18 protein-coding genes are annotated in these 20,933 nt (G+C 40.4%); 9 read left to right on the plus strand and 9 right to left on the minus strand.

Going from position 1 to position 20,933, the window contains the following annotated elements:
- Positions 1 to 32 precede the first annotated feature (32 nt).
- Positions 33 to 296 (plus strand): DUF2470 domain-containing protein, encoded by a 264-nt coding sequence (locus V7K38_RS19750; RefSeq protein ID WP_334860367.1) that lies wholly within the window; start codon positions 33 to 35, stop codon positions 294 to 296.
- 48 nt (positions 297 to 344) lie between these two features.
- On the opposite strand, the gene V7K38_RS19755 is transcribed toward V7K38_RS19750, so the two are convergent.
- The 5 genes from V7K38_RS19755 to bchB all read right to left on the minus strand — a co-directional run bounded on the left by V7K38_RS19755 (position 345) and on the right by bchB (position 7,433).
- Positions 345 to 3,491 carry a plasmid replication protein, CyRepA1 family gene (locus V7K38_RS19755; protein ID WP_334860093.1) on the minus strand — a complete coding sequence of 1,049 codons (3,147 nt, stop codon included), beginning with the start codon at positions 3,489 to 3,491 and terminating at the stop codon, positions 345 to 347.
- 546 nt (positions 3,492 to 4,037) lie between these two features.
- Positions 4,038 to 4,262 (minus strand): type II toxin-antitoxin system Phd/YefM family antitoxin, encoded by a 225-nt coding sequence (locus V7K38_RS19760; protein ID WP_334860094.1) that lies wholly within the window; start codon positions 4,260 to 4,262, stop codon positions 4,038 to 4,040.
- A gap of 736 nt (positions 4,263 to 4,998) precedes the next feature.
- The gene (locus tag V7K38_RS19765) at positions 4,999 to 5,355 is read right to left on the minus strand and encodes a hypothetical protein (protein WP_334860095.1); all 357 of its coding nucleotides are present in this window, start codon (positions 5,353 to 5,355) and stop codon (positions 4,999 to 5,001) included.
- Positions 5,356 to 5,370: 15 nt separating this feature from the next.
- Positions 5,371 to 5,745 (minus strand): hypothetical protein, encoded by a 375-nt coding sequence (locus V7K38_RS19770; RefSeq protein WP_334860096.1) that lies wholly within the window; start codon positions 5,743 to 5,745, stop codon positions 5,371 to 5,373.
- Between the two features lie 161 nt (positions 5,746 to 5,906).
- The gene (gene bchB, locus V7K38_RS19775) at positions 5,907 to 7,433 is read right to left on the minus strand and encodes a ferredoxin:protochlorophyllide reductase (ATP-dependent) subunit B (RefSeq protein ID WP_334860097.1); all 1,527 of its coding nucleotides are present in this window, start codon (positions 7,431 to 7,433) and stop codon (positions 5,907 to 5,909) included.
- Between the two features lie 1,106 nt (positions 7,434 to 8,539).
- On the opposite strand from bchB, the gene V7K38_RS19780 reads away from it, so the two are divergent.
- From V7K38_RS19780 to V7K38_RS19800, 5 genes are all read left to right on the plus strand, one after another.
- Positions 8,540 to 9,562 carry a tetratricopeptide repeat protein gene (locus V7K38_RS19780; protein WP_334860098.1) on the plus strand — a complete coding sequence of 341 codons (1,023 nt, stop codon included), beginning with the start codon at positions 8,540 to 8,542 and terminating at the stop codon, positions 9,560 to 9,562.
- Between the two features lie 299 nt (positions 9,563 to 9,861).
- Complete coding sequence (locus V7K38_RS19785; RefSeq protein ID WP_334860099.1) at positions 9,862 to 10,080, plus strand: hypothetical protein; 219 nt, start codon at positions 9,862 to 9,864, stop codon at positions 10,078 to 10,080.
- 358 nt (positions 10,081 to 10,438) lie between these two features.
- Positions 10,439 to 11,626, plus strand: a complete 1,188-nt coding sequence (locus V7K38_RS19790) for a pyridoxal phosphate-dependent aminotransferase (protein WP_334860100.1) — start codon at positions 10,439 to 10,441, stop codon at positions 11,624 to 11,626.
- Between the two features lie 83 nt (positions 11,627 to 11,709).
- Positions 11,710 to 12,147 carry a secondary thiamine-phosphate synthase enzyme YjbQ gene (locus V7K38_RS19795; protein ID WP_334860101.1) on the plus strand — a complete coding sequence of 146 codons (438 nt, stop codon included), beginning with the start codon at positions 11,710 to 11,712 and terminating at the stop codon, positions 12,145 to 12,147.
- A 138-nt stretch (positions 12,148 to 12,285) separates the two neighbouring features.
- Entirely contained in the window at positions 12,286 to 13,338 is a 1,053-nt protein-coding gene (locus V7K38_RS19800) for an aromatic ring-hydroxylating dioxygenase subunit alpha (RefSeq protein ID WP_334860102.1), read from the plus strand.
- A gap of 1 nt (position 13,339) precedes the next feature.
- On the opposite strand, the gene V7K38_RS19805 is transcribed toward V7K38_RS19800, so the two are convergent.
- Complete coding sequence (locus V7K38_RS19805; protein ID WP_334860103.1) at positions 13,340 to 14,017, minus strand: SDR family oxidoreductase; 678 nt, start codon at positions 14,015 to 14,017, stop codon at positions 13,340 to 13,342.
- Between the two features lie 183 nt (positions 14,018 to 14,200).
- Between V7K38_RS19805 and V7K38_RS19810 the strand changes: the two genes are divergently transcribed.
- Positions 14,201 to 14,596: a hypothetical protein gene (locus V7K38_RS19810; protein ID WP_334860104.1), complete on the plus strand. Its 396-nt coding sequence runs from the start codon at positions 14,201 to 14,203 to the stop codon at positions 14,594 to 14,596.
- 406 nt (positions 14,597 to 15,002) lie between these two features.
- Positions 15,003 to 16,772, plus strand: a complete 1,770-nt coding sequence (locus V7K38_RS19815) for a WD40 repeat domain-containing protein (protein WP_334860105.1) — start codon at positions 15,003 to 15,005, stop codon at positions 16,770 to 16,772.
- A gap of 417 nt (positions 16,773 to 17,189) precedes the next feature.
- Here the strand turns inward: V7K38_RS19815 and V7K38_RS19820 are convergent, their stop codons facing one another.
- Together V7K38_RS19820 and V7K38_RS19825 are read right to left on the minus strand one after the other, a co-directional pair.
- The gene (locus V7K38_RS19820; RefSeq protein ID WP_334860106.1) at positions 17,190 to 18,230 is read right to left on the minus strand and encodes a serine/threonine protein kinase; all 1,041 of its coding nucleotides are present in this window, start codon (positions 18,228 to 18,230) and stop codon (positions 17,190 to 17,192) included.
- 178 nt (positions 18,231 to 18,408) lie between these two features.
- Positions 18,409 to 19,302: an alpha/beta fold hydrolase gene (locus tag V7K38_RS19825; RefSeq protein ID WP_334860107.1), complete on the minus strand. Its 894-nt coding sequence runs from the start codon at positions 19,300 to 19,302 to the stop codon at positions 18,409 to 18,411.
- 375 nt (positions 19,303 to 19,677) lie between these two features.
- On the opposite strand from V7K38_RS19825, the gene V7K38_RS19830 reads away from it, so the two are divergent.
- Positions 19,678 to 20,457, plus strand: a complete 780-nt coding sequence (locus V7K38_RS19830) for an MBL fold metallo-hydrolase (RefSeq protein ID WP_334860108.1) — start codon at positions 19,678 to 19,680, stop codon at positions 20,455 to 20,457.
- A gap of 58 nt (positions 20,458 to 20,515) precedes the next feature.
- Here V7K38_RS19830 and V7K38_RS19835 read toward each other — a convergent pair whose 3' ends face one another.
- Positions 20,516 to 20,734 (minus strand): hypothetical protein, encoded by a 219-nt coding sequence (locus V7K38_RS19835; protein ID WP_334860109.1) that lies wholly within the window; start codon positions 20,732 to 20,734, stop codon positions 20,516 to 20,518.
- Positions 20,735 to 20,933: the final 199 nt, after the last annotated feature.

The raw sequence follows: 20,933 nt of genomic DNA on the forward strand, positions 1-20,933 counted from the left end.
GACGGAGGAACAGGCATCAGTCAATATGCCATATGTTTCGGGAAATCATATTTCCTAGTTACAAGCCCCATCCCCTCGTGGGTGGGGCAGTTGACGCTCAGGCTTTTGGTGGTATAACAGATGCGAATACAGCACAAATGCTGTCAATTGATGCACAAGGTATGGATTTAACAGCGCAAGTGAATGGGGAAGTTGTGCCAGTTCGCATTCAGTTTGATCATGTTTTAGCGGATGCGGAAGATGCCCATCAAACTCTAATTGCGATGGTGAAGCAGGCGCGGGTGAAGGCAAATTAGAAATTGGGCTAATTGATATGACTAATGCTTGGCTGTCTTTAGACACACTTAGGTGTCAAGGATATTGGCTGCTGTGGCATAAGCCTTGGTTTGGATAATTTCAAGCTTCCAATCTGAAGAATAATCAGGCAACTCATAGCCAACACTCTTAACATGAGCCAACATTAACTCATCCCGTTGATGCCAAACTGTAAATATTCTTTCCCTGCCATCATAAAGCGTTTCTAGATCGATTTGATAAACCTCATTTACCCGCTTTAGTTTCAAGCCTAACAAATTTAACAATCGGCTGAGTATTTTTATTGCTGAAACCTGCTCTTTCTCCCCGACTAAGTTAATACCAAGCGCTCTTTTAATATGCTTACTATACTGAAAAACAATATTTGTCAGCAACATCAAATCTGGATGACTCTCAGTAAATTCTCTTTCTGATTCGAGAAACTGAAGCATTCCCAAAGCTCTCATCGCCTCAACTTTGAGCGTGTAAGTTTTTAAATCTGGCAGAAAAACTTTCCCTTCACCCCAAGACAATTGCTGATGCCATTCTTGCTGATCTCTGACGTGAAAATACTCGCTTTCGTGAGTTAGATAATAATGAATTAACAATTGACGATAATATCCTTGGTCATCCTGCAATTTCAGCCAAGGAGTAATTTCTACACCATACCTTTGTCTGAGAATATATTTATTAATTTGGTTGCGTTCTCCATCAGTCAGAGAATGCTTTACTAATAGCTGCTCATATTCTACATAATCGATATCTTTAGCATTAGCTACAGCAGTTGCCACAGATAGTTGATTTTGCTGCTTAATATCTTTAATTTTGCGTTTAATTTCTTTAGCTTTTTGACGGCTTTGCGCCCAATCTTTTTGAACTTTGACAATTTCTAAAATTAATCTTTTGCGTGTAGCTAAATCATCGGCATCAGTTGCCAAAAACGCAAGGCGTAAATCTCGAATAATATTATTGTTAACAGCCTTACTCCGCATCTGAATTTGATGCCCATCGGCAATCAAACCATCTTGCATCGATTGACGATAGAGACGGATAGAAGCATTTACCCGTGCAGATAACTTAGCCCAAGTTCGCAAATGAATCGGATCATAAACTAAAGGTAAATCTACATCTATTTTATGTAATGGACTAAGCAAAGCTAAGTTTTCTTTTTGATTTTCTTGATACCAATCAGATAGCAAGCGATAATTTGTACTACCACTACCAATTAAACCAATACCTCGTTTCGCACACCAGACAACACGCGGCACATCATCTCGCACTCTTGCTAATGCTTGTCTTGCCTCCGAGTCAGGAATTACCCCTTGAAAAATGCCATAAACTCGGTCGAAATGTTGGACATCAATACTAATTCCCGTACCCAGGCTAGGGGTAACAAAAACGCCGTCATAAGCAGAGATTTTTTGATTGATTGCTGCGATAAAATCAACGGCTGCGTGGCCAGGTGTGTTTGTAGTGTGGCTACTAACCACTAAAGTCTTGGGAAATTGGCATCGTAATTTTTGTAAGCGTTCTTTGAGATAACGTTCGATTGTTTCACAACTGTAACGCCCAGCGCGACTATCGGTAGTAACATAACATTTACGTCCAGCAAGCAAATCCAATTCCAGTTGGTGAATTAGCGGTGTTGGGTTCGGCGAATCATAAAAAGTTACGTCCCAACCATGCTGAGGTTTCCATTGATTGAGAACTACCCAAGGTGTTAATTTAATTCCTGCTAATCCCTGCAAATATTCAAGTGATACATCTGATAAATCAGCATCTTGGGCAATTACTAACCCCCCAGTTGTTAAAACTGTGGAAATTAGTTGCTGGAATAATTTTAATATTTTTACACGCTTGTGTTTACAAGTATTACTGTTTAATAGATGCCACAAAGACTGCTCTACTTCATCTAAAATTACTATTGCCCCGTGCCAATTTTCAGGGTTAAGCTTCCAAATCGAATCAACGCACAATCCAAGGGATTGCTGAGGAGAGAGTGAGCGGAGGATGGGAGGAGCGGGGGTAAGTGTTTTATCAATCCTTTTATCTCCATCTTCTTTATGTGTTCCCCATTGGATACCAATTTTTTCACACAAAAATCTTCCTAGTAGAATTCTGTGAGTAATTAATAAAACGGGTTGGTTTCTAATTTTCGCTTGCTGAACAACAGCTTGTAGCGATGTAGTTTTACCTGTTCCTTTTGCAGACTTTACTCCTACTAACCCAGAAGTTGGGAAAGGAATTTCACCTATATAAGGACGATTCAAAGTGAGAGCAGCAGGAATGGTTAACTCGGTGTGAGGTTTAGTTTGAGCTAGATAAATTTCTAAATCAACACTTTGGCGATAAACTTTCTCGAAGCTAGTTGCACCTTTGGCAACGATAAACTCATCAACCCCTTTTTCAATTCCTGGAAGTTCGATGACTTTTACAGAGCAATTTTCTTGCTGAAATAAACAACCAAGTTGAGAAATAGCATTATTTACAGCAGCAATTGTTTTTGGTTGAGTTTCAAAATCAAAACAAATATAAAAGCTACGCTTTGTAATTGCAAAAGCTGCTAAGTCGGGAATTAACTGACGACGGGTAACTTTACCAAATTCATCTTTAACAACCCGATAACCACTAGTAATTCCGGGAATAGCAATAGCTGCATATCCTTGTGTCAACAGCGTTGCTGCTTTCTTTACACCCTCGCAGAGAATTAGGGGAATGTTATGTTGCATCACCCATTGCCAAAAGCCTCTAGCTTCACCATCAGCAGTAATGGTGATATTGTCAGGCATGACCAGATTGTAACGTCCAGCGACTTGCTGCCACACTTGCAGCGTTACCCGCAAACAAAACACCCGCGTTGGCGTGCTGGGGGGATGCTCGTATTTGATGGATTTAGCATTGTGATTCTGTCGGGGCTGGTTTGGCTTAAAGCATCCCCATTCCATCATCTGCCAATTATTTTGAGGGTCTAGCCCCGAACACCACCAACCACCTTCAGTAATATGAGCATAACGCTGCAACCATCCAGCTTTCACCATTCCGGTATTGGTGCGGGGAAGTAGCTCAGAAATCAATAGGTACTCATAAGCGGTTACGCCTTGGAGTGACCTAAAATTGAGTTGCACTAGGTGTAAGTCTATACCACTACTATTGACTAATTCTTCAAGGTGTTGGGGGTGTAAATAGTGCAGATGCATAGGGAAAGACCTGAAGAGAAGACAATGAGATTAAAACATTAACATGCATCTGCTTTTTTTCTATAAGAGATATTGCGAGGCTTTTGTGATGCTTTTTTTACTTCGTTATGGGAGACACATCGGTTCGCTCTCTAGTGGGTTATTCTGCCTATTAGATCCCCAAAGTAATAATTTTGTATTGTGATATTTGTTCGATTTTAATTTTGATTTATCAGTAAATTTCTGCGTTACGGAGTGCGATCGCTCTAGAGCGCCAGTCCAGTAGAAGAAGTTGACATAAAATGCAGAATATATATGTTGTTTAAATTGAACATTTAGGAGCTTCGTTTTAATGCGATCGCTAAAAAGCAGACCTCAATATTTAGCCCAAAATAGACGTTCCGCCCTGATACATATACTTGAGCTTTTGTCAACATATATTAGTGGACTGGCTCTCTAGGGGTTGCCGCAGCGATCGCCATAGGTTAACATCTTGCAAGATAAGCTTTGTCACGATTCGTAAACGCACAGTGGCTTGTCGCTATGTACTATTTCAATTTTAAAGTTCTAGACTTTTGCTCTTTCTAAAGCAGTTAACAGACGGACTGCATTTTTAGGTGAACGAAGTAAATGTGATGTTTCTAGTAAACTATCTAGTTCATCAACAGAAATTAAGGCGACGCTTTCGCCTTCTTGTCGGGTAATAATTACCACTTCTCTATCTTCAACTACTTGAGCGCAGAGTTCGGCTAGGTTGTTACGAGCATCAGTCAAGTTTGTCTGGTTGGACATGGTGGGAGATTTCCTAATGCTGTAGGCTTTATAGAACATAATAACTTGACTGGTTTGAGGCGTGAGCGTTCTTTTAGCAATGTAATAAAAGTAACTAAAATTAGAATCACTGGGTTAAGTTCGTCATATATTGCTTTATTTAGAGCGGTTTATGTGCTTCAGTTTAAATCAATATTAGTTGATAATATCACATCTCATAAATTGAAGAAATTCGTCTAATCCTTTATGCTTCTTGTTAAAATTGCTGCTGATGAAAAATAACCAGAATTTAGATTGTCAATATTTTGATTTAAGATGTGAAAAATAGTTGTGCTAGTGGACTTCATTCTATATAAAATATGATGTCTTAATTTATTTTTATCATCTAATTTTTCATAAGTTTTATGCAAGAAATTAAAAACCTGATTAGTTAGAATTAGAGATGACTTAAAAATCTCTAATAGTTCTGAGTAATTCATACTTATTACTTTGGTAAATTTTCATTAGTTCAATTTAATCTTTCTCATATTTCATAATTAAAATAAAAAAGATTAGGGTAAAGAGTATATGTAACTCCTCACCCCTCAATCTTCTCGATTAACCGCTAATCTAAGCCCCGACAGCTTCCTTCGCCGCGTACAATACCTCAGCGTTGATTTCCTTGAAACCGCGATCGCAATTAAATTTAATTTATATTCTGTTAAATAAAATCATTGCTGAATAACACGTAAAACTTCTAATTCATGTTGACTATCACTTAAGCATAGATAGTACGCAAAGAGTCTAATTCATTAGTATCAGTTACAACTTTACGTAATATTTCACTGAAATAGAAAACTTCATAGTTGGGTGCAAGTTCTTTTTGCAGTCGCTTCCACAAGCTAATTCCTTCTGCTTCAAAAGCCGTTTTAGCCTCTAAACTGGGAAAACCTGAAGAATTAGGATCTTTCGCGTTTAACTTTGCATCATAAACTTCTGCCCATTTTTCCAAACGGCTAATAGTTTCTTGACTTAATGGCATTATCTCTGGATCAATATCTCCAGCTTTATCGGAACTAGCCCACCATAGCGGGTAGCATCCATAATCAGCCATAAGTTTGATTTTTTCTACCATAGTTACTTCACCGAATTATGAGGAAGTTCTGGGATTAGCACCAACTATATATCCATTATCGCTTACAGTCACACAGATGTATTGGATTTTGCCATTAAAATTAACTTCATAAATAGTGCGAGTTTTTTTTCTTCCTTGATAACCAATTATTTTACCTTGGGTTACTGCGGTTATAATTGCATCTGGTATCTGGCTTGGCTCGATTCCCCGATCAGCAAACTCTAAAGAATGTTCTTGCAATATGTGTTGGAGTCCTGCTTCAGCATTTCCCTCTTCTAAAAATACGATTTTGCCATCAGCTTGCTTGGCAATCCGCACAACCTTTTCTGGACTGTGCTTAATACCAGCTTGACACAGTGCCGCAAACAATGCCGCTTTGTCATCGTTCATATTTAATTTAGTTATTTTAAATAGTTATTGAGAGAAATATATAAAAATTAATATTAAATCTATGATATCTCATAATTTAATTTTTATCACTAAAGCAAAAAAATGGGGGTAAAGAGTATACATAACTCCTCACCCCTCAATCTTGTCGATTAACCGCTAAACTAAGCTCCGACAGATTCCTTCGCGGCGTACAACACCTCAGCGTTGATTTCTTTGAAACCGCGATCGCGGGCAAATTTTTCAGTATTTCGCTTCACTTTACCGCGCACAAATCCAGGAATCTTATTCAATTCTACTTGACCATCTTTTGTCCAGTTCAAATCAGAATCAGCAGAAATTCCCCTAGTAATAACTTCTTTGGTATCATGACCACCAAAGATTTCTAATAGGTGATCTTCCATTCCTAAAGTGAAGGAATTGTAGATCAAATCTGTAATCTGATTCGTGCCTTCGTAACCCATAAATGGTTTGTAACCAATGGGGAAGTTTTGGACGTGGATGGGTGCAGCAATTACGCCGCAAGGAATATCCAAACGCTTACCAACGTGGCGTTCCATTTGGGTTCCGAAAATGGCAGAGGGTTCGACACGAGCGATCGCATCCCCAATTTCACCATGATCTTCGGAAATTAGCACTTCATCGCAATACTCGCTAACCTGTTCGCGGAACCAGTCTGCATCATATTTGCAGTAGGTTCCAGCCCAAACAACGTGAATCCCCATTTCTCGCGTCAGAATCTTGGTAATGGCGGCGGCGTGGGTGTTATCACCAAAAACCACAGCTTTTTTGCCAGTCAAGTTTTGACAGTCAATGGAACGAGAGAACCAAGCAGCCTGAGATACGTGCAAGGTTTGCTCATTAATGAAGTTTTCGTAGTCAACTTCTGCACCTTGAGCGTTAATTACCTGTTGAATCTTGCGAATACAACGGGCTGTTTCCACTACACCCATCGGAGTAATGTCTATATAAGGTGTGCCAAATTGTTCTTCCAGGTAACGAGCGGTGGTTAAACCGAGTTCGCGGTAAGGTATGAGGTTAAACCAAGCTTTCGGCATTTTCTTCAAGTCATTCACCGAAGCACCTTCAGGAATTAAGGTATTTACCTCAATTCCCAAGTCAGCCATCAGCCGTTTCAGTTCGGTGCAGTCGTGATTATTATGAAAACCAAGGGTAGTAGTACCGATAATGTTAACGGAGGGTTTCTCAGTTTTTCCCTCTGCTAATTCGCCCCGCTTCCGGGCTTTTTCAATGTAGTATTGGACAATTTGATCCAAAGTGCGATCGGCGGCTTGGAGTTCGTTGTAGCGGTAATGGTTCACATCCGCTAGCATTACGTCTCCTTTGGCTTCTAGTTGCGCCCGTTCCACAAAGTTGTGCAAATCCTCTTGCAAAATGCTGGAAGTGCAGGTGGGAGTTAACACAATCAGATCGGGGTGTTCCTCGGCATCCTTGCGGACGATGTTATCAACCACCTTCTCTTGGGAACCACGCGCCAAAACGTTGCGATCGACAACACTGGTTGTCACTGGAGTGAAATTCCTCTCCCGCGATAGCATTGAGCGCATGACGTTAAAGTAGTCATCGCCAATGGGGGCGTGCATGATCGCATGGACATTTTTAAAAGAACTAGCGATTCGCAGAGTGCCGATGTGGGCTGGGCCTGCATACATCCAGTAAGCCAATTTCATGTTTGTGTTCTCCCTTTTCAACAGAAATAACACGGAGTCCGATAAGAATGGACTATAAGTGCTTGATTATTATTAAATCGTTTCTGATTGTCTCAAAACTTGTATCCCTAATGAAGTGAAGAGTTGTAAGGGTTTATCTGGAGTTGATATGCGTAGGTATCCCTGAAACCTGCTTACTGATTGGGATCTAGCTGCTGATTTTAACAACATGGCTGTTGTTTTATTTAAATAAATCTTAATTTTTCTGCAAGTTTGTTTTCAATTTGGGGCAAAGTATTAACTTCCCGTGACATACCTACACTGATGCAAGCATACAGTGTAGGCTTCTCAGCGACTCTTCTATGAAGACATTGACTGAGCAATGTTATTGAATCCACGTCATGCCCTGCCGCAGATTTGAACAAGTACAAAAAGTATGTTCTACCTTAGTACCGCTAGAATTTTACCCATTCACGGAGACGACACAAAAATGTCTATTCTTGAATGGAACCCCATATTCTAGATTGTCTAGGTTCAGTGTACAACCAGCATTCTCGGCTTTGTTTGTACTTATTTATAATACCATCAATCGTGGTATTTGCTTCAAGAAATATAATGAATATGGGTCATGGCTCGACATAGCAATTAATTGTTCTGGCTACGCTAAAAAACATCAATTACTATATCTCCCCACTCCCGCGCATTCATCCCACACTCCTAAAAGTGAGTGTGGGACTTCTGCTGAATTAGTTAAAAAAGCAAAGCTACGATTAGCTTCCTTTAGAGACTTGCTGAGAACCTATTCCTTTAGGAAGATTGCCTGTACTCTAGAACTGCCTGCCAACATTTGGCAACAAATTTGCTGACTTAAAAGAGAAGTCGGCAATCTCAGCCTTTCAATTACTTGGAATATAGCGATTTGCTAGGGACACACAGATGTAAGCCCCTATTGGAGTATTTGTATTAATTGCTTCAAAAATATTCCTATAAATGTGGAACTATCATACTTATCTATTTAAGTCTTATATCTAAAGATAGAAGATTAAGGTTCAAATTTGGGAAACCTAAGAGAGCTTCACTCCAAAGAGATGTCCTGCCTACTTATCGCAGAAAGCAACTGAGGTCAGATGACGCAACCTTTAAATCAAGTCAAAGAGTGGGAACAACGTCGTGATGAAGCGAACCGCTACTACCAGCGCGGTAAGTTTCAAGAATCACTCGATCTTGCAACCAAGAATTTACACCTGGCTAGAGCAATTCGAGATCGGGCCAGAGAAGGTCATACATTAAACGATATTGGTTTGGCTCACCTCAGTTGCTGGCAACCTCAAAGAGCATTAGAGCGCTTTCATCAGGCGCTTTCGGTTGCTATTGAAATTGGCAACGCACCAGCAGAGGGGACTGCACTCAGCAATCTGGGTTCTACCTACAGTCGTCTTGGACGCTTTTCGCAAGCGTTGGAATATTTTGACAAAGCACTGCCAATCTTTAGGCGATCGCAAGATACTCAAAGTGAAGTTTCTACTCTTAATGATGTAGCACTAATTTATACCCGCTTAGGAGAACCAAAACGGGCATTGTTGCTACAACACCAAATTTTGCGGATGCGGCGATTGTTAGGTGACTTTGCTGGTGAGGCAATAACGCTCAATGGCTTTGGGTTTGCTTACAACGTCTTAGGCAAGTTTGAGCAAGCGCTAGAATTTTTTCAAGCAGCACTTCCAATTCAACGAGCCGTCAAGAATGTGTTTGCTGAAGCAACCACTTTGAATAATATTGCCTCAATCTATAGCGATTTAGGAAAACCTAAACAAGCGTTATTGCTCTACCATCAAGTTCTTTTGACACGTCGGGCAATTAGCGATCGAGCAGGCATTGCTACAACCCTTCACAACATTGGTTTTGCCTACAGCACCCTGGCACAGCATCGCCAAGCCGTGAAGTTCTACAAGCAAGCCCTTGTGATTTATCAACAATTGGGCGATAGTCTGGGAGAAATTTCAACTTTACTGAACATCGGAACCCTTTACGCCACAACGAAACGCAGAAAAATGGCGCGATCGTGCTACCAAAATGCTCAAGAGTTAGCAGAGCAAATCAAACACCAGCCACTCCGGGAAAAAGTACAGCAGTTTATAGATTCTCTGTAGTTAGATGCAGCAAGCTCAGATTCCCGACTTCTTTAAGAAGTTGGGAATTTTTTTGTTTGAGTTGAACAAGAAGCAGGGAGAATGCTCCCTTTTTTCTGCTGCGAAACAAAGTCAGGGATTGCGATCGCACACTTCCATTAAGTGACTTTCGTTTAGTCGGTGTATAATCTCCCTGCTCCCCTACCTCTTCGTGAAGCTCAAAAAGTTCGCAACTTCATTACCGCCGACCATATACTAATCAACAGGTTACGATCAATTAAGAAGTAATAATTTTTTATGGCACCGCCAGGAGTCTTTTTATGTTCATTAATGAATTGTCACCTCTATTCAGAGAATTTATCCAGCATCCAGCCTCATTTGTAGGTGGATTATTCTCTGGTGTGCTTCGGCTCAACCTCGCAGACGATCCTGTTAAAAGCTGGCTGGATCAACAGACCCACTCAAATAGTTATACCAGCAGCACAACAGATGCACATAATGGCAAAACAAGTAGGCCTCAACAGATTTCGATTGACTAAATTTTTGAGTAATCGCAAATCCGGTTAATTATTATTGGGAATAGGGAATAAGGAATAGGGAACAGGGAATAGTGATAGAAACTTTAGTTATGGCAAGGGACTGGAGACTGGGTGAAAAGTCTTTTTGTGTCTAAGTTTCATCATTTGTTGATGTCCTAACCACCTTGGCTGTTGCTATATGGGTCAAAATCCCATTTGAAAAAAGATGTTTTTCGAGACCGCAGCGCTCTTAAATTCGGTATCCTTGTTACAAACCCACAGCTTTTAAGCCGTGGGTTTCTCCAATTCCCAATTCCCAATACCCAATCCCCAATCCCCAATTCCCAATTCCCAATTCCCAGTACATAACCAAGGAAATATGGAATCCCTAACCTCTCGTATGCAGGGTGTACAGTCGCCGATTATTCCTGTGGTTGGGGAACTGATTAAAAACTCTCCTGGAACAATCTCTCTAGGACAGGGTGTTGTTCATTACAACCCACCACCGGAAGCCTTAGAATTTTTATCCAAATTTTTAGCTGAACCCACTAATAATTTATACAAATCAGTTGAGGGAATTCCCCTATTACTGACAGCACTTGCAGGAAAATTGCAAGCCTTCAACGGCATTGAAATCAATGAGCAAAACTGTATCGTTGTGACAGCAGGGAGCAATATGGGATTTATGAATGCCATTCTTGCTATTACTAACCCAGGCGACGAAATTATTCTGAATACGCCCTACTATTTCAACCATGAAATGGCGATCGCAATTGCTGGTTGTCGTGTAGTATTAGTGGCGACAGATGAAAATTACCAATTACGCAAAGACGCGATCGCTCAAGCAATTACTCCTAAAACACGGGCTGTAGTCACAATTTCGCCAAATAATCCCACTGGAGTCGTCTATTCAGAAGCAGCATTGCACCAAGTAAATCAAATCTGTGAAACTCGTGGCATTTATCACATCAGCGATGAAGCTTATGAATACTTTACTTACAATGGCGTAAAACACGTTTCTCCTGCTGCATTTGGGAGTTCCCAACACACTATTTCTCTATTTAGCCTTTCTAAGGCATACGGTTTTGCTAGTTGGCGCATTGGCTACATGGTAATTCCCAAACACTTATTTATTGCCATCAAAAAAGTCCAGGATACAATCTTGATTTGTCCGCCAGTAATTTCCCAATATGCAGCTTTAGGAGCATTGCAAGCAAAAGCGGAGTATTTAGAGAGTAATATAGGTGCGCTGGCGCAGCCCGCCGTAGGCATCGCTCAAGTTCGGCAACTAGTACTCGATTCCCTTAACCGCCTAAAATATCTATGTAGCATTTCACCCGCTAATGGTGCGTTCTATTTTTTCCTCAAAATTAATACTCAGATGGATGCTTTTGAGTTAGTTAAAAAACTAATTCAGCAACATAAAGTAGCAGTTATTCCAGGTACAACCTTTGGTATGGATAATGGATGCTACCTGCGCGTTGCTTATGGGGCGTTGCAAAAAGAGACAGCAAAAGAAGGTATAGAAAGATTAGTGCAAGGCTTGGAAACTATAGTTGGGAGTTAGAAGTCATTCGATTTTAGATTTTAGATTTTTCCTTCAATCTAAAATTGTCACTGCTGTGTAATCATAAATATAAATTTTAAAAGATGCCGATTATTAATAAGTTAATTGAAATTGAAACCGATCCCAAAATTAATATTTATGACATAACACCAAAGATTCAAGATTTTCTTGCTTCAACATCAATTAAAAATGGACAAGTTTTAGTATTTTCTCGACATACAACAACAGCCTTATCTATTAATGAAAATGAAGTCAGATTGTTAGAAGATATAAAAGCATTCTTGCAAAAATTAGCACCTGAATCGGGCAGCTATTTGCATAATGACTTGCATTTAAGAGATGTCCCGGAAGATGAGCCGATTAATGCTCACTCTCACTTAATGGCAATGATGCTGACTACTAGTGAGATAATTCCCGTTGTGGATGGTAAATTAGCTTTGGGAACCTGGCAATCTGTATTGTTTTTTGAATTGGATGGGCCGCGTAAAAGAACGGTATTTGTTCAAATTTCTGGCGAATAATGCAACTTCACGTCTGTAATCCTTCCATGACAACCCAAATCTGAACAGCAATTAAAAACCTGAAAGAATGTTTCTAAGTATAACCTTCCTTTCCACAAACCAGAACTTTTGTTGTGTCAAAGGCAGAGGCAATTAGTGATGAAAAATAACGATAACTTTGTATTACGTAATACCTGGTACTATGCTCTGCCTAGTAATCAGATTAAGCCAGGTATGATGATCAACCGCATTTTTTTGGGTGAACCTGTGCTGCTAGTCCGAGGACAAGATGGCAAAGTCTCCGCTATGAAAGATATTTGTCCTCATCGTGCCGTGCCTTTGAGTTGTGGTAGATTCGATGGGCAAGAAGTGGAATGCTGCTATCACGGTTGGCGCTTTAACCCAGCTGGACGCTGCACTGCAATTCCATCACTTGTTGAGGAGCAGCAGATGGATTTGAGTCGCTTTGACGTACAGTCTTACGAAGTTCGGGAAGCTCAAGGTAATATCTGGATATATATGGCTGATCCCGATAATTCTAAACCTGCTTCAGAGATAGAGATTCCGGTGATTCCAGGGTTTGGCGATCGCTCTCACCAGTTCGTAGAGGTGGTAAAATTCCCTTGTTTTATAGATCATGCAGTGGTAGGTCTGATGGATCCTGCTCATTCACCTTATGTTCATCGTGCTTGGTGGTGGCGAAACGAACAACTGCACGAAGAAGTAAAGCAATTCGATGCTTCACCTTATGGCTTCACCATGCGACGACATCAATTACCAGATAATGGGGGTCGATTATACTGGTTGATTGGCGGTGGTAGACCGGAAACGGAGATTTCTTTCCGTTTACCTGGAGTCAGAATAGAAGAAACCACAATTGGCAAGCATCGAGTCGTTAATTTAACCGCAGTTACACCCATTTCAGACACAGAAACCGAGGTAACTTTTGTTCTTTACTGGACGCTTCCTTGGGTAGGATTTTTCAAGCCACTACTGCATCTATTGGCGCGGACTTTCATTGGTCAAGACCGAACGGTTGTAGAAAAGCAGCAAATTGGCCTCAAATATAATCCTGTGCTGCGACTGATTAAGGATTCAGATATGCAGGCGCAGTGGTATTACCAGTTAAAGCGGGAGTATGCCCGGTCTGTTGCTGAAGGACGAGAATTTGTAAATCCTGTTAAGGATCAAGTACTTCGCTGGCGTGCCTAAACTAATCCAAACCAAATTCTGCAAATTCTGTTTGTGTAAATAGCATATTTCGGTCTACTGCTGACAAAATTTTGTTATTGGTGCTATCGCTATTTAAACAGCGACCAACTAACTGCGCCACATCTGCGCGATTGATACTACCAATAATCCTTGGATCTTCAGTTAAAACGCCATTACCCGTTGCTGGTTCTGACTTAAGTCCACCAGGGCGGATGATTGTATAAGTAAGTCCACTGGCAATTAAGTGTTGTTCAGCTTTGTCTTTTTCAGCTAAAACTTTTCCGAGTACGGCTAAAACTTGGGGTGATGCAGCAACAACACTATTGCCAGCACCAATGGAAGATACAAGAATAAACTTTTGCACTCCAGCTTTAACTGCTGCATCAATCAGATTTTTATTACCAGGGTAATCCGGTCTTTCTCTATCTGATGGTAAACCGCCAATGGTACTAATAACAGTATGGATAGGTTCATCTGTCAGCATTGCGCGTTCTACATCCTCAATATTCAAGGCATCTCCCTGAACTACTTGAATACCGATTTTTTCTAGTTCAGTAGCAACTGCTGGTGTTCTCAGGAGTGCTTTAACCTTTAGCTGTTGCGCTGTGAGGTATTGAGCAATTTCTCGACCAACACCGCGACTTGCTCCAGCCAGAAAAATGTAAGATGCACTTGTCATAATAAACCTAACTACTTGCGCTCAAAGGATTTTATCAAAGGATTGGCAGTATTTATTTAGCGACTCGGAAAAAGGCACGAACTTTCATCTTGAAGTAGAGTAATTATACTTAATCCAATTGTAGGAAGTATTTTCGTAAGCAATTGTGCCAATGTAGCAAATAACTTTGCAAGGGATTTACTTATGGCTAAAAAATCTCAACAAAATCTAGAACAATACCAAGATGTCAGATTATCCGCCACCACAAGAATCTGGGTGATTACAGTCGCCATTCTCGGAGTTTGCGTCCCCCTATCAGCCGTTACTAGAAGCGGTGCTATTCTTCCTTTAGTTGCTATTGGTGGTGCAGCAGTTGGTACAGTCGCTGTTTGGCGTTCTGATGAGCAAAAATCAAAAACTAACTATTTGCAACAGCAGCAAATAGAACTGTTAGAACGGAGATTAGCGAATCTAGAAACGATTGTTAGTAGTGATGACTTGAATTTGCAAATGAAAATTAAACAGATTGAGGCAAGAGATACTTTTGGTGACTCCTCTGATGTAAGTACTATACCCAGACAACCAAAACGCAAAGGTTAAAATTAGCTAATCTTCACCATTTATAGCAATTTCAGATGATATACCTGAAAATCATCCTTACTAAGTCAGTCTAATAGAGGTATTGGTTGACTTAACGTTGTCGCAACCTTTAAAATCTCTCTTACATTAAACTTTCCTTTGCAGCTAGAAGTGTTTCCTTGGAAACAGTATCTTTTTCTCCATCTCCGTTAGAATTGACTGACATCATTTAATTCTATATACTTCAACTGCATCAGTTCATGAAATGTCTAAGTACTATCCATCTCTATCTTTCCCGGAAATATATCCCAATAGCTGTGTTTTATTAGACTACTAACATTACTGAATTTTTAATTAACTAAGGTTATAAACTTGAGTAATTGCATTGGTATAGCTTACCGTAGGTATGCAATAGTTTGCCGTAGGAATGCAGATGGATTGGATTAGCTTACTTAAAGCTCAACAAACTGACTTCCTTCAACGTGTGAAGAAACCTAAAACTTATGACTTATCTTTACTAGAAAGTCAAGTCAAGGGTTGTCACACTGAAATGATGGCTTTTTGGGGCGAACCATTGGCCAGACTCCAAGAACTTTCTCGCCAACAAGCAGAAGTTCTCGCTAAAAACCCACCGCCTACGCCACCTGAATATCCTGAACCTCCCGACTGGACGATACCTTTTCCGAAATACTTTCAACAACTTGCCCAAGATTATCTTTTGCGGGAGTATATTGTTGAGCGGGTAATGGCTGAACGCTTGGGCAAATTGGTCGAAAAGGTGTCACAAGATACCTTACAAAATATGATTTTAGATGATGAGGGAAATTTGTGTGGCGAAAGCAAATTCTCTTATGTACTCAAAGACAATCCTCAGCTAAGTGTTCAAGTTTACGTTGCTGATGGAGAAAGTTTTAATGGTATTAAAAAAGACAAAATTAGATGGTCTGTTACTCAAGAAGATTTGAGAAATCACCAAGTATTAGTTTTTCTGTGTTTGTTTTATCCATCTACAGGTAATTTAGGTTACGAGAAACAAAGCATAATAACAGGCTTTTTACCGACAAATTTACTTGAAATTACTGAACCAAAACTGGATGTTACTCCGAGTAGCTTGTTGTATGCCGGGGGGCTAAGTTGGTATTTAGAATCACTGATTGGTAAAAAAGATCCGTCACCAGTCATTAACGAGATAGCGATCGCAGATACAATACAAACTCTACCATCAGAGCATTGCCTCAAGGATATAGTCGGTGACTGGGAATGCTGGCAAACTTTGCAAGGACACAACAGAGGCATTAATTGCCTAGCTTTCAGTTCCTTGTGTAAGAATGGTAAAGTTTTACCCATACTGGCAAGTGGTAGCCGGGGCGAAACGAAACTCTGGGATTTAAGCAAAGGCGAATTAATAGATACATTATCAGAGTATCCTTGGGTGATGTCTGGGCTAGTAGATGAAGTGAATTCTCTAGCTTTTAGTGCAGATGGACAGACTTTAGTAAGTTGCGGTGCAGATTCCACAATTAAGCTTTGGCATGTAGGTGCTTTAGACTTGATAGATATTTTGCACAAACATAATGGCGTAGTGCGTTGTGCTGCTTTTACTCCAGATGGCAGAATGTTAGCGACGGGTGGAGATGACAGAAAAATTCTGTTTTGGGATTTGATGCATCGTCAAGTTGCGATCGCACTCTCTTTAGATGATACAGCTGCTCATTCCCTAGTTTTGAGTCGAGACGGGGAAACTCTGGTTACAGGTAGCTACCGTAAAATCAAAGTCTGGCGCACTTTCCCCCAGACGGGGATCAAAAGTTTAAAGGACGCAGAACCTCTGCATACCCTTATGGGTCATTCTCACATTGTTCGTTCCTTAGCAATGAGTGCAGATGGTAAAATGCTCGTCAGTGGTAGCTGGGATCATACAATTAAAATTTGGCAATTGGAGACTGGAGAATTACTTCATACTCTCAAAGGACATAGAGATAGAGTATATGCGATCGCATTAAGTCCCAATGGAGAAATTATCGCTAGTGGTAGTGCTGATAAAACCATCAAATTATGGCATTTACAAACTGGGGAATTATTGGGTACATTTACAGGTCATGGAAACATAGTTACAGCATTAGCCTTCACAGCTTCCGGCGAGATGTTGGTTAGCGGGAGTTTAGATAAGACGATTAAAATTTGGCAACGGAGTTAAAATATTTAACTCAGAATTTCGAGATTGAAAATGTGGGCTGTTGTTTCTCTACTTGACCTTTTTTTAACTAAAAATTATTATTCTAAATTTTTAATTCCTTGAGAGGATGTTTGAAAAGTCCTCTTCTCGGTAAAAAAACGTTTAGATCCCCCTAAATCCCCCTTAAAAAGGGGGACTTTGATTCCGGTTCCCTCTTTTTAAGTTCGCATTTGTTGATTCGGGGTTCGCATTTGTTGATTCGGGGTTCGCATTTGTTGATTTGGGGTTCGCATTTGTTGATTTGGGGTTCGCATTTGTTGATTTGGGGTTCGCATTTGTTGATTCGGGGTTCACATTTGTTGATTTGGGGTTCGCATTTGTTGATTTGGGGTTCGCATTTGTTGATTCGGGGTTCACATTTGTTGATTCGGCATCAAATTAAGGTTGTTGCCACAGGCGAGGGGATTTTATCCGAACCGTAGTGCTAATTTTATTGATTGCACCATCAGGCTGATAAATCATCCAGGTTGCTCCCATTGCAGCCAGTGTAATGATAGTAACTAAACCCAGTACAACAGCTTGTTTTCTAGGCTTGATTTTTCTGATTAAATCATTTATTCTAGTGGCGCTACCAACAACCTCAATTGACTTCAGCGCTTTTAAAGCAACAGCTGCATTGGCATAGCGGCGTTTTCGATTAGGTTCTACCATTTTCATTAACCACGAGTGAAAATGCGGACTTATTTGAGGAACTAATTGCTGGAAATTAAAGCGATAATTATCATCAATTAATTTTCCAATCTCAACAGAACGAGTATTAGTAAGTAAGCAAATCAATGTTGCTCCTAAACTATATAAATCTGATGCCTCAGTCAGCGAATGACCAAAATGTTCCTCTGGTGGCATAAAACCTGGAGTTCCTGCTACAAAACTGCTCAGAGCTATTTTCGCATCTTGTATTCTAGCCAACCCAAAATCAACCAAATAAGCATTTAGTTGCTCATCAACCAAAATATTCTCTGGTTTAATATCCCGATGAATAATTGGTGAAATTTGCTTTTGTAGATAAATTAAAATTTCTAAAAGTGACAGAGCAATTTGCTTAATTTCTTCTGGATTAAAGCTGCTTGTTAAGCCTAAAGATGGGGCATTTATATATTCCTGTACCAGATAAAAAGCCCCTGGTATTTCAAACGAATCTAAATAACGAGGGATGCGATAATGATTTAGTTGCTGCAAAATTTTGATTTCGCGCTCATAAGCTTTCACACCTGACAAATCAGCATCTGCATGAGCAAAACAAAACTCTTTAATCACCACCTGTTGCTTAGAGTTGAGGACATTTGCTAGATAAGTAATACGTCCTCCTTCTCGGTTGCGTCCTAGTTCTTTGAGAACTTGATAGCCTTGTTCGGAAAAATTTGGATGGTGATTTAAGGGAATTAGGCTTTTATTTCCATTATGCACATCAAGCTCCATTACACACACCAGATGAGTTTGATCGCCAAATCAAGGGTTTAAGACCCCTACGTCTATACGTAGTATTCTTACAAAGTTGAGTTGGGGTTTAACTCCCCGACTCCAACTGTCTTTAATTTTGAAGTAATAAGTAATAAGTAATGGGTATTTACTCATTACTCATTACTCATTTAAATTGTTAACTTTGTGTTAGCCAATCAATAATCTTGGCATTAACAACATCTGGAACCTCATCGTGGGGACAATGACCGGCATTAGGAATAGGAATAATTTCGATTTCTTTGCCATTTTCACGTGCCTTTTCGTAAATCTTTGCCCCGGTAATTGGTGTCCAGGGATCATCAGCACCCCAAATTACTAATAGAGGACGTTCTACTTTGGGCAAAAGTTCCTCTGGGCTTGGGCCAGGAGGGGCTGTGAGAATGGAGGCGAAGACTTGTTGCGCTCCTGGGTCACAAGAGGGAGTATAAAGTAAATCGACTAATTCATCGGTGACGGCTTCACGGTTCCGGTAAACTTGGTAGAGAGTGCGGCGAATTTGGGCTTTTTGACGGATGCGGTTATAGACAAATTTACCTGTAATTGGCGATCGCACAAACCGATTAAAAGCTCCCATCACCATCCGTAGCGGCGGGTTCAATTCGTGGGGACGATGACTCAAGCCACCCGCAGAGTTAATCAAAATACCACCAGCAGCAATTTCTGGATGTTCTACCAGTACTACTAAGCTCACAAGTGCGCCAATGGAATTGCCAATAAATACAGCAGGTTCGTGTATATGCGCTGTGCAGAAATCTTTCAGCAGTTCTACCCAAACTTCCACCCTGTAATCAATGGGCGCTTTATCAGAACCACCAAAACCTAAAAGGTCTATGGCAAATACTTGGTAGCCAGCATTAGCTAAAACTGGGATATTTTTGCGCCAGTGTCCAATGGAAGCACCGAAGCCGTGAACTAGTACCAAAGGCCGTCCTGTACCCATGACAGTGTACTGGATTTTGTAGCCCTGCCAAGTCCAAAAGAATTTTTCAAAAGCGTCTTGGGTTGCAAGCTGCTGTGTAGTTATAGTCATTATGAAGATTAATAAAGTCTTTCTTCAATATAGTAATATTCTCTGACAGCAAAGGGTCTGAACAAAATACTATAACAAGCAGAGTAAGCCTGACAGGATGCAATACCTAGATTATTGCAGCTATAATTACCAGTCTGATTACTCTGTAGTGAAAACGCAGTCGTAACCCAATACTGCGTAAGTTTTGCCTAAAAAATAAAAATGTGTTGGGTTGAGGAACGAAACCCAACATTTTTCGGGGTTTGTTGGGTAACGCATTGCCTCAACCCAACCTACGAATATTCAAAACCTACGCAATATTGAGTCGTAATCTTAATGCCTGCAATAAAGCTGACACGATTGATAATGAAAATAGGCGTTATCTTCAAAAAATTTATGTTTTTAACTTGGTTAGACAGTAACTCTTGGCTGTTAGAAATTGGCGGAAAACGAATCCTAATTGACCCTTGGCTGGTTGGTTCGTTGATTTTCAGTAATTTGGATTGGTTATTTAAAGGTTCGCGATCGCAAAATCACCCAATACCAGATAATATTGATTTGATTCTGCTGTCTCAAGGTTTAGAAGACCACGCTCACCCACCAACGCTTCAGATACTCGACCACAACATCAAAGTTGTAGCCTCTCCCAATGCTGCCAAGGTAGTACAGCAGTTAGGTTATACCCAAGTTACAGTATTAGCTCATGGTGAAACTTTCACTTTAAATAATCAAGTTGAAATCAAAGCTTTTCCCGGTTCGCCCATTGGCCCGACTTTGGTAGAAAATAGTTATCTTCTCAAAGAATTGGAGAGTGGTCTAACTGTATACTACGAACCTCACGGTTATCATTCTCCACAGCTTCAGCAAGCTGCACCAATCGATGTAGTTATTACACCGTTTATTGATATGACACTACCTTTGCTTGGGTCGATCATTAAAGGACAAAATAGTGCCTTGGAAGTTGTAAAGTCGTTACAGCCTCAAATAATATTACCTACTGCGGCTGGTGGTGATGTCGCGTTTGAAGGATTGCTGATGAAATTCATTCAGACTAAAGGAACTGCTGAAGAATTTCGTTCGTTGCTAGAGAAGAATAATCTTTCAACGCAGGTGCTTGAGCCAAAACCAGGCGATCGCTTTGAACTACCATTAGAAAAACGAGCATTAGCAATCTAATTTTGAATCCCATTTCTTAATCTCCTCCCTGCAAGCGTACAGCTTTAGACACAAGTATCTAAAGCTGCCTTACATCTTGACCTAACAATGCCAATACATCGACCTGCAATGCCAATGCATCGACCTGTAATGCCAATGCATCGACCTGCAATGCCAATGCATCGACCTGCAATGCCAATGCATCGACCTGTAATGCCAATGCATCGACCTGCAATGCCAATGCATCGACCTGCAATGCCAATACATCGACCTGCAATGCCAATGCATCGACCTGCAAAGATTAACCCACCCTTAATTTAAGTTAGAGACTTCCAAATAAAAAAATACTCAACTACTTCTTATGGGGTGGGCATCTTGCCATTGGTGTAAACTTAAGCTTAAAGCTTTGTCCCACAGCCGTTTTACCCCCCTTATAAAGGGGGGAAACAAGAAATCCGGTTCCCTCCCCTTTACAAGGGGAGGGTTAGGGTGGGGTA

It is taken from the genome of Nostoc sp. (assembly GCF_036917465.1).
Classification (GTDB): domain Bacteria; phylum Cyanobacteriota; class Cyanobacteriia; order Cyanobacteriales; family Nostocaceae; genus Nostoc.

What these genes read in the sequence shown, in the direction of transcription:
- V7K38_RS19750 (WP_334860367.1), top strand. Translation starts at nt 33, where the DNA reads ATGTTTCGGGAAATCATATTTCCTAGTTACAAGCCCCATCCCCTCGTG.
- V7K38_RS19755 (WP_334860093.1), bottom strand. Translation starts at nt 3,491, where the DNA reads ATGCATCTGCACTATTTACACCCCCAACACCTTGAAGAATTAGTCAAT.
- V7K38_RS19760 (WP_334860094.1), bottom strand. Translation starts at nt 4,262, where the DNA reads ATGTCCAACCAGACAAACTTGACTGATGCTCGTAACAACCTAGCCGAA.
- V7K38_RS19765 (WP_334860095.1), bottom strand. Translation starts at nt 5,355, where the DNA reads ATGGTAGAAAAAATCAAACTTATGGCTGATTATGGATGCTACCCGCTA.
- V7K38_RS19770 (WP_334860096.1), bottom strand. Translation starts at nt 5,745, where the DNA reads ATGAACGATGACAAAGCGGCATTGTTTGCGGCACTGTGTCAAGCTGGT.
- bchB (WP_334860097.1), bottom strand. Translation starts at nt 7,433, where the DNA reads ATGAAATTGGCTTACTGGATGTATGCAGGCCCAGCCCACATCGGCACT.
- V7K38_RS19780 (WP_334860098.1), top strand. Translation starts at nt 8,540, where the DNA reads ATGACGCAACCTTTAAATCAAGTCAAAGAGTGGGAACAACGTCGTGAT.
- V7K38_RS19785 (WP_334860099.1), top strand. Translation starts at nt 9,862, where the DNA reads ATGTTCATTAATGAATTGTCACCTCTATTCAGAGAATTTATCCAGCAT.
- V7K38_RS19790 (WP_334860100.1), top strand. Translation starts at nt 10,439, where the DNA reads ATGGAATCCCTAACCTCTCGTATGCAGGGTGTACAGTCGCCGATTATT.
- V7K38_RS19795 (WP_334860101.1), top strand. Translation starts at nt 11,710, where the DNA reads ATGCCGATTATTAATAAGTTAATTGAAATTGAAACCGATCCCAAAATT.
- V7K38_RS19800 (WP_334860102.1), top strand. Translation starts at nt 12,286, where the DNA reads ATGAAAAATAACGATAACTTTGTATTACGTAATACCTGGTACTATGCT.
- V7K38_RS19805 (WP_334860103.1), bottom strand. Translation starts at nt 14,017, where the DNA reads ATGACAAGTGCATCTTACATTTTTCTGGCTGGAGCAAGTCGCGGTGTT.
- V7K38_RS19810 (WP_334860104.1), top strand. Translation starts at nt 14,201, where the DNA reads ATGGCTAAAAAATCTCAACAAAATCTAGAACAATACCAAGATGTCAGA.
- V7K38_RS19815 (WP_334860105.1), top strand. Translation starts at nt 15,003, where the DNA reads ATGCAGATGGATTGGATTAGCTTACTTAAAGCTCAACAAACTGACTTC.
- V7K38_RS19820 (WP_334860106.1), bottom strand. Translation starts at nt 18,230, where the DNA reads ATGGAGCTTGATGTGCATAATGGAAATAAAAGCCTAATTCCCTTAAAT.
- V7K38_RS19825 (WP_334860107.1), bottom strand. Translation starts at nt 19,302, where the DNA reads ATGACTATAACTACACAGCAGCTTGCAACCCAAGACGCTTTTGAAAAA.
- V7K38_RS19830 (WP_334860108.1), top strand. Translation starts at nt 19,678, where the DNA reads ATGTTTTTAACTTGGTTAGACAGTAACTCTTGGCTGTTAGAAATTGGC.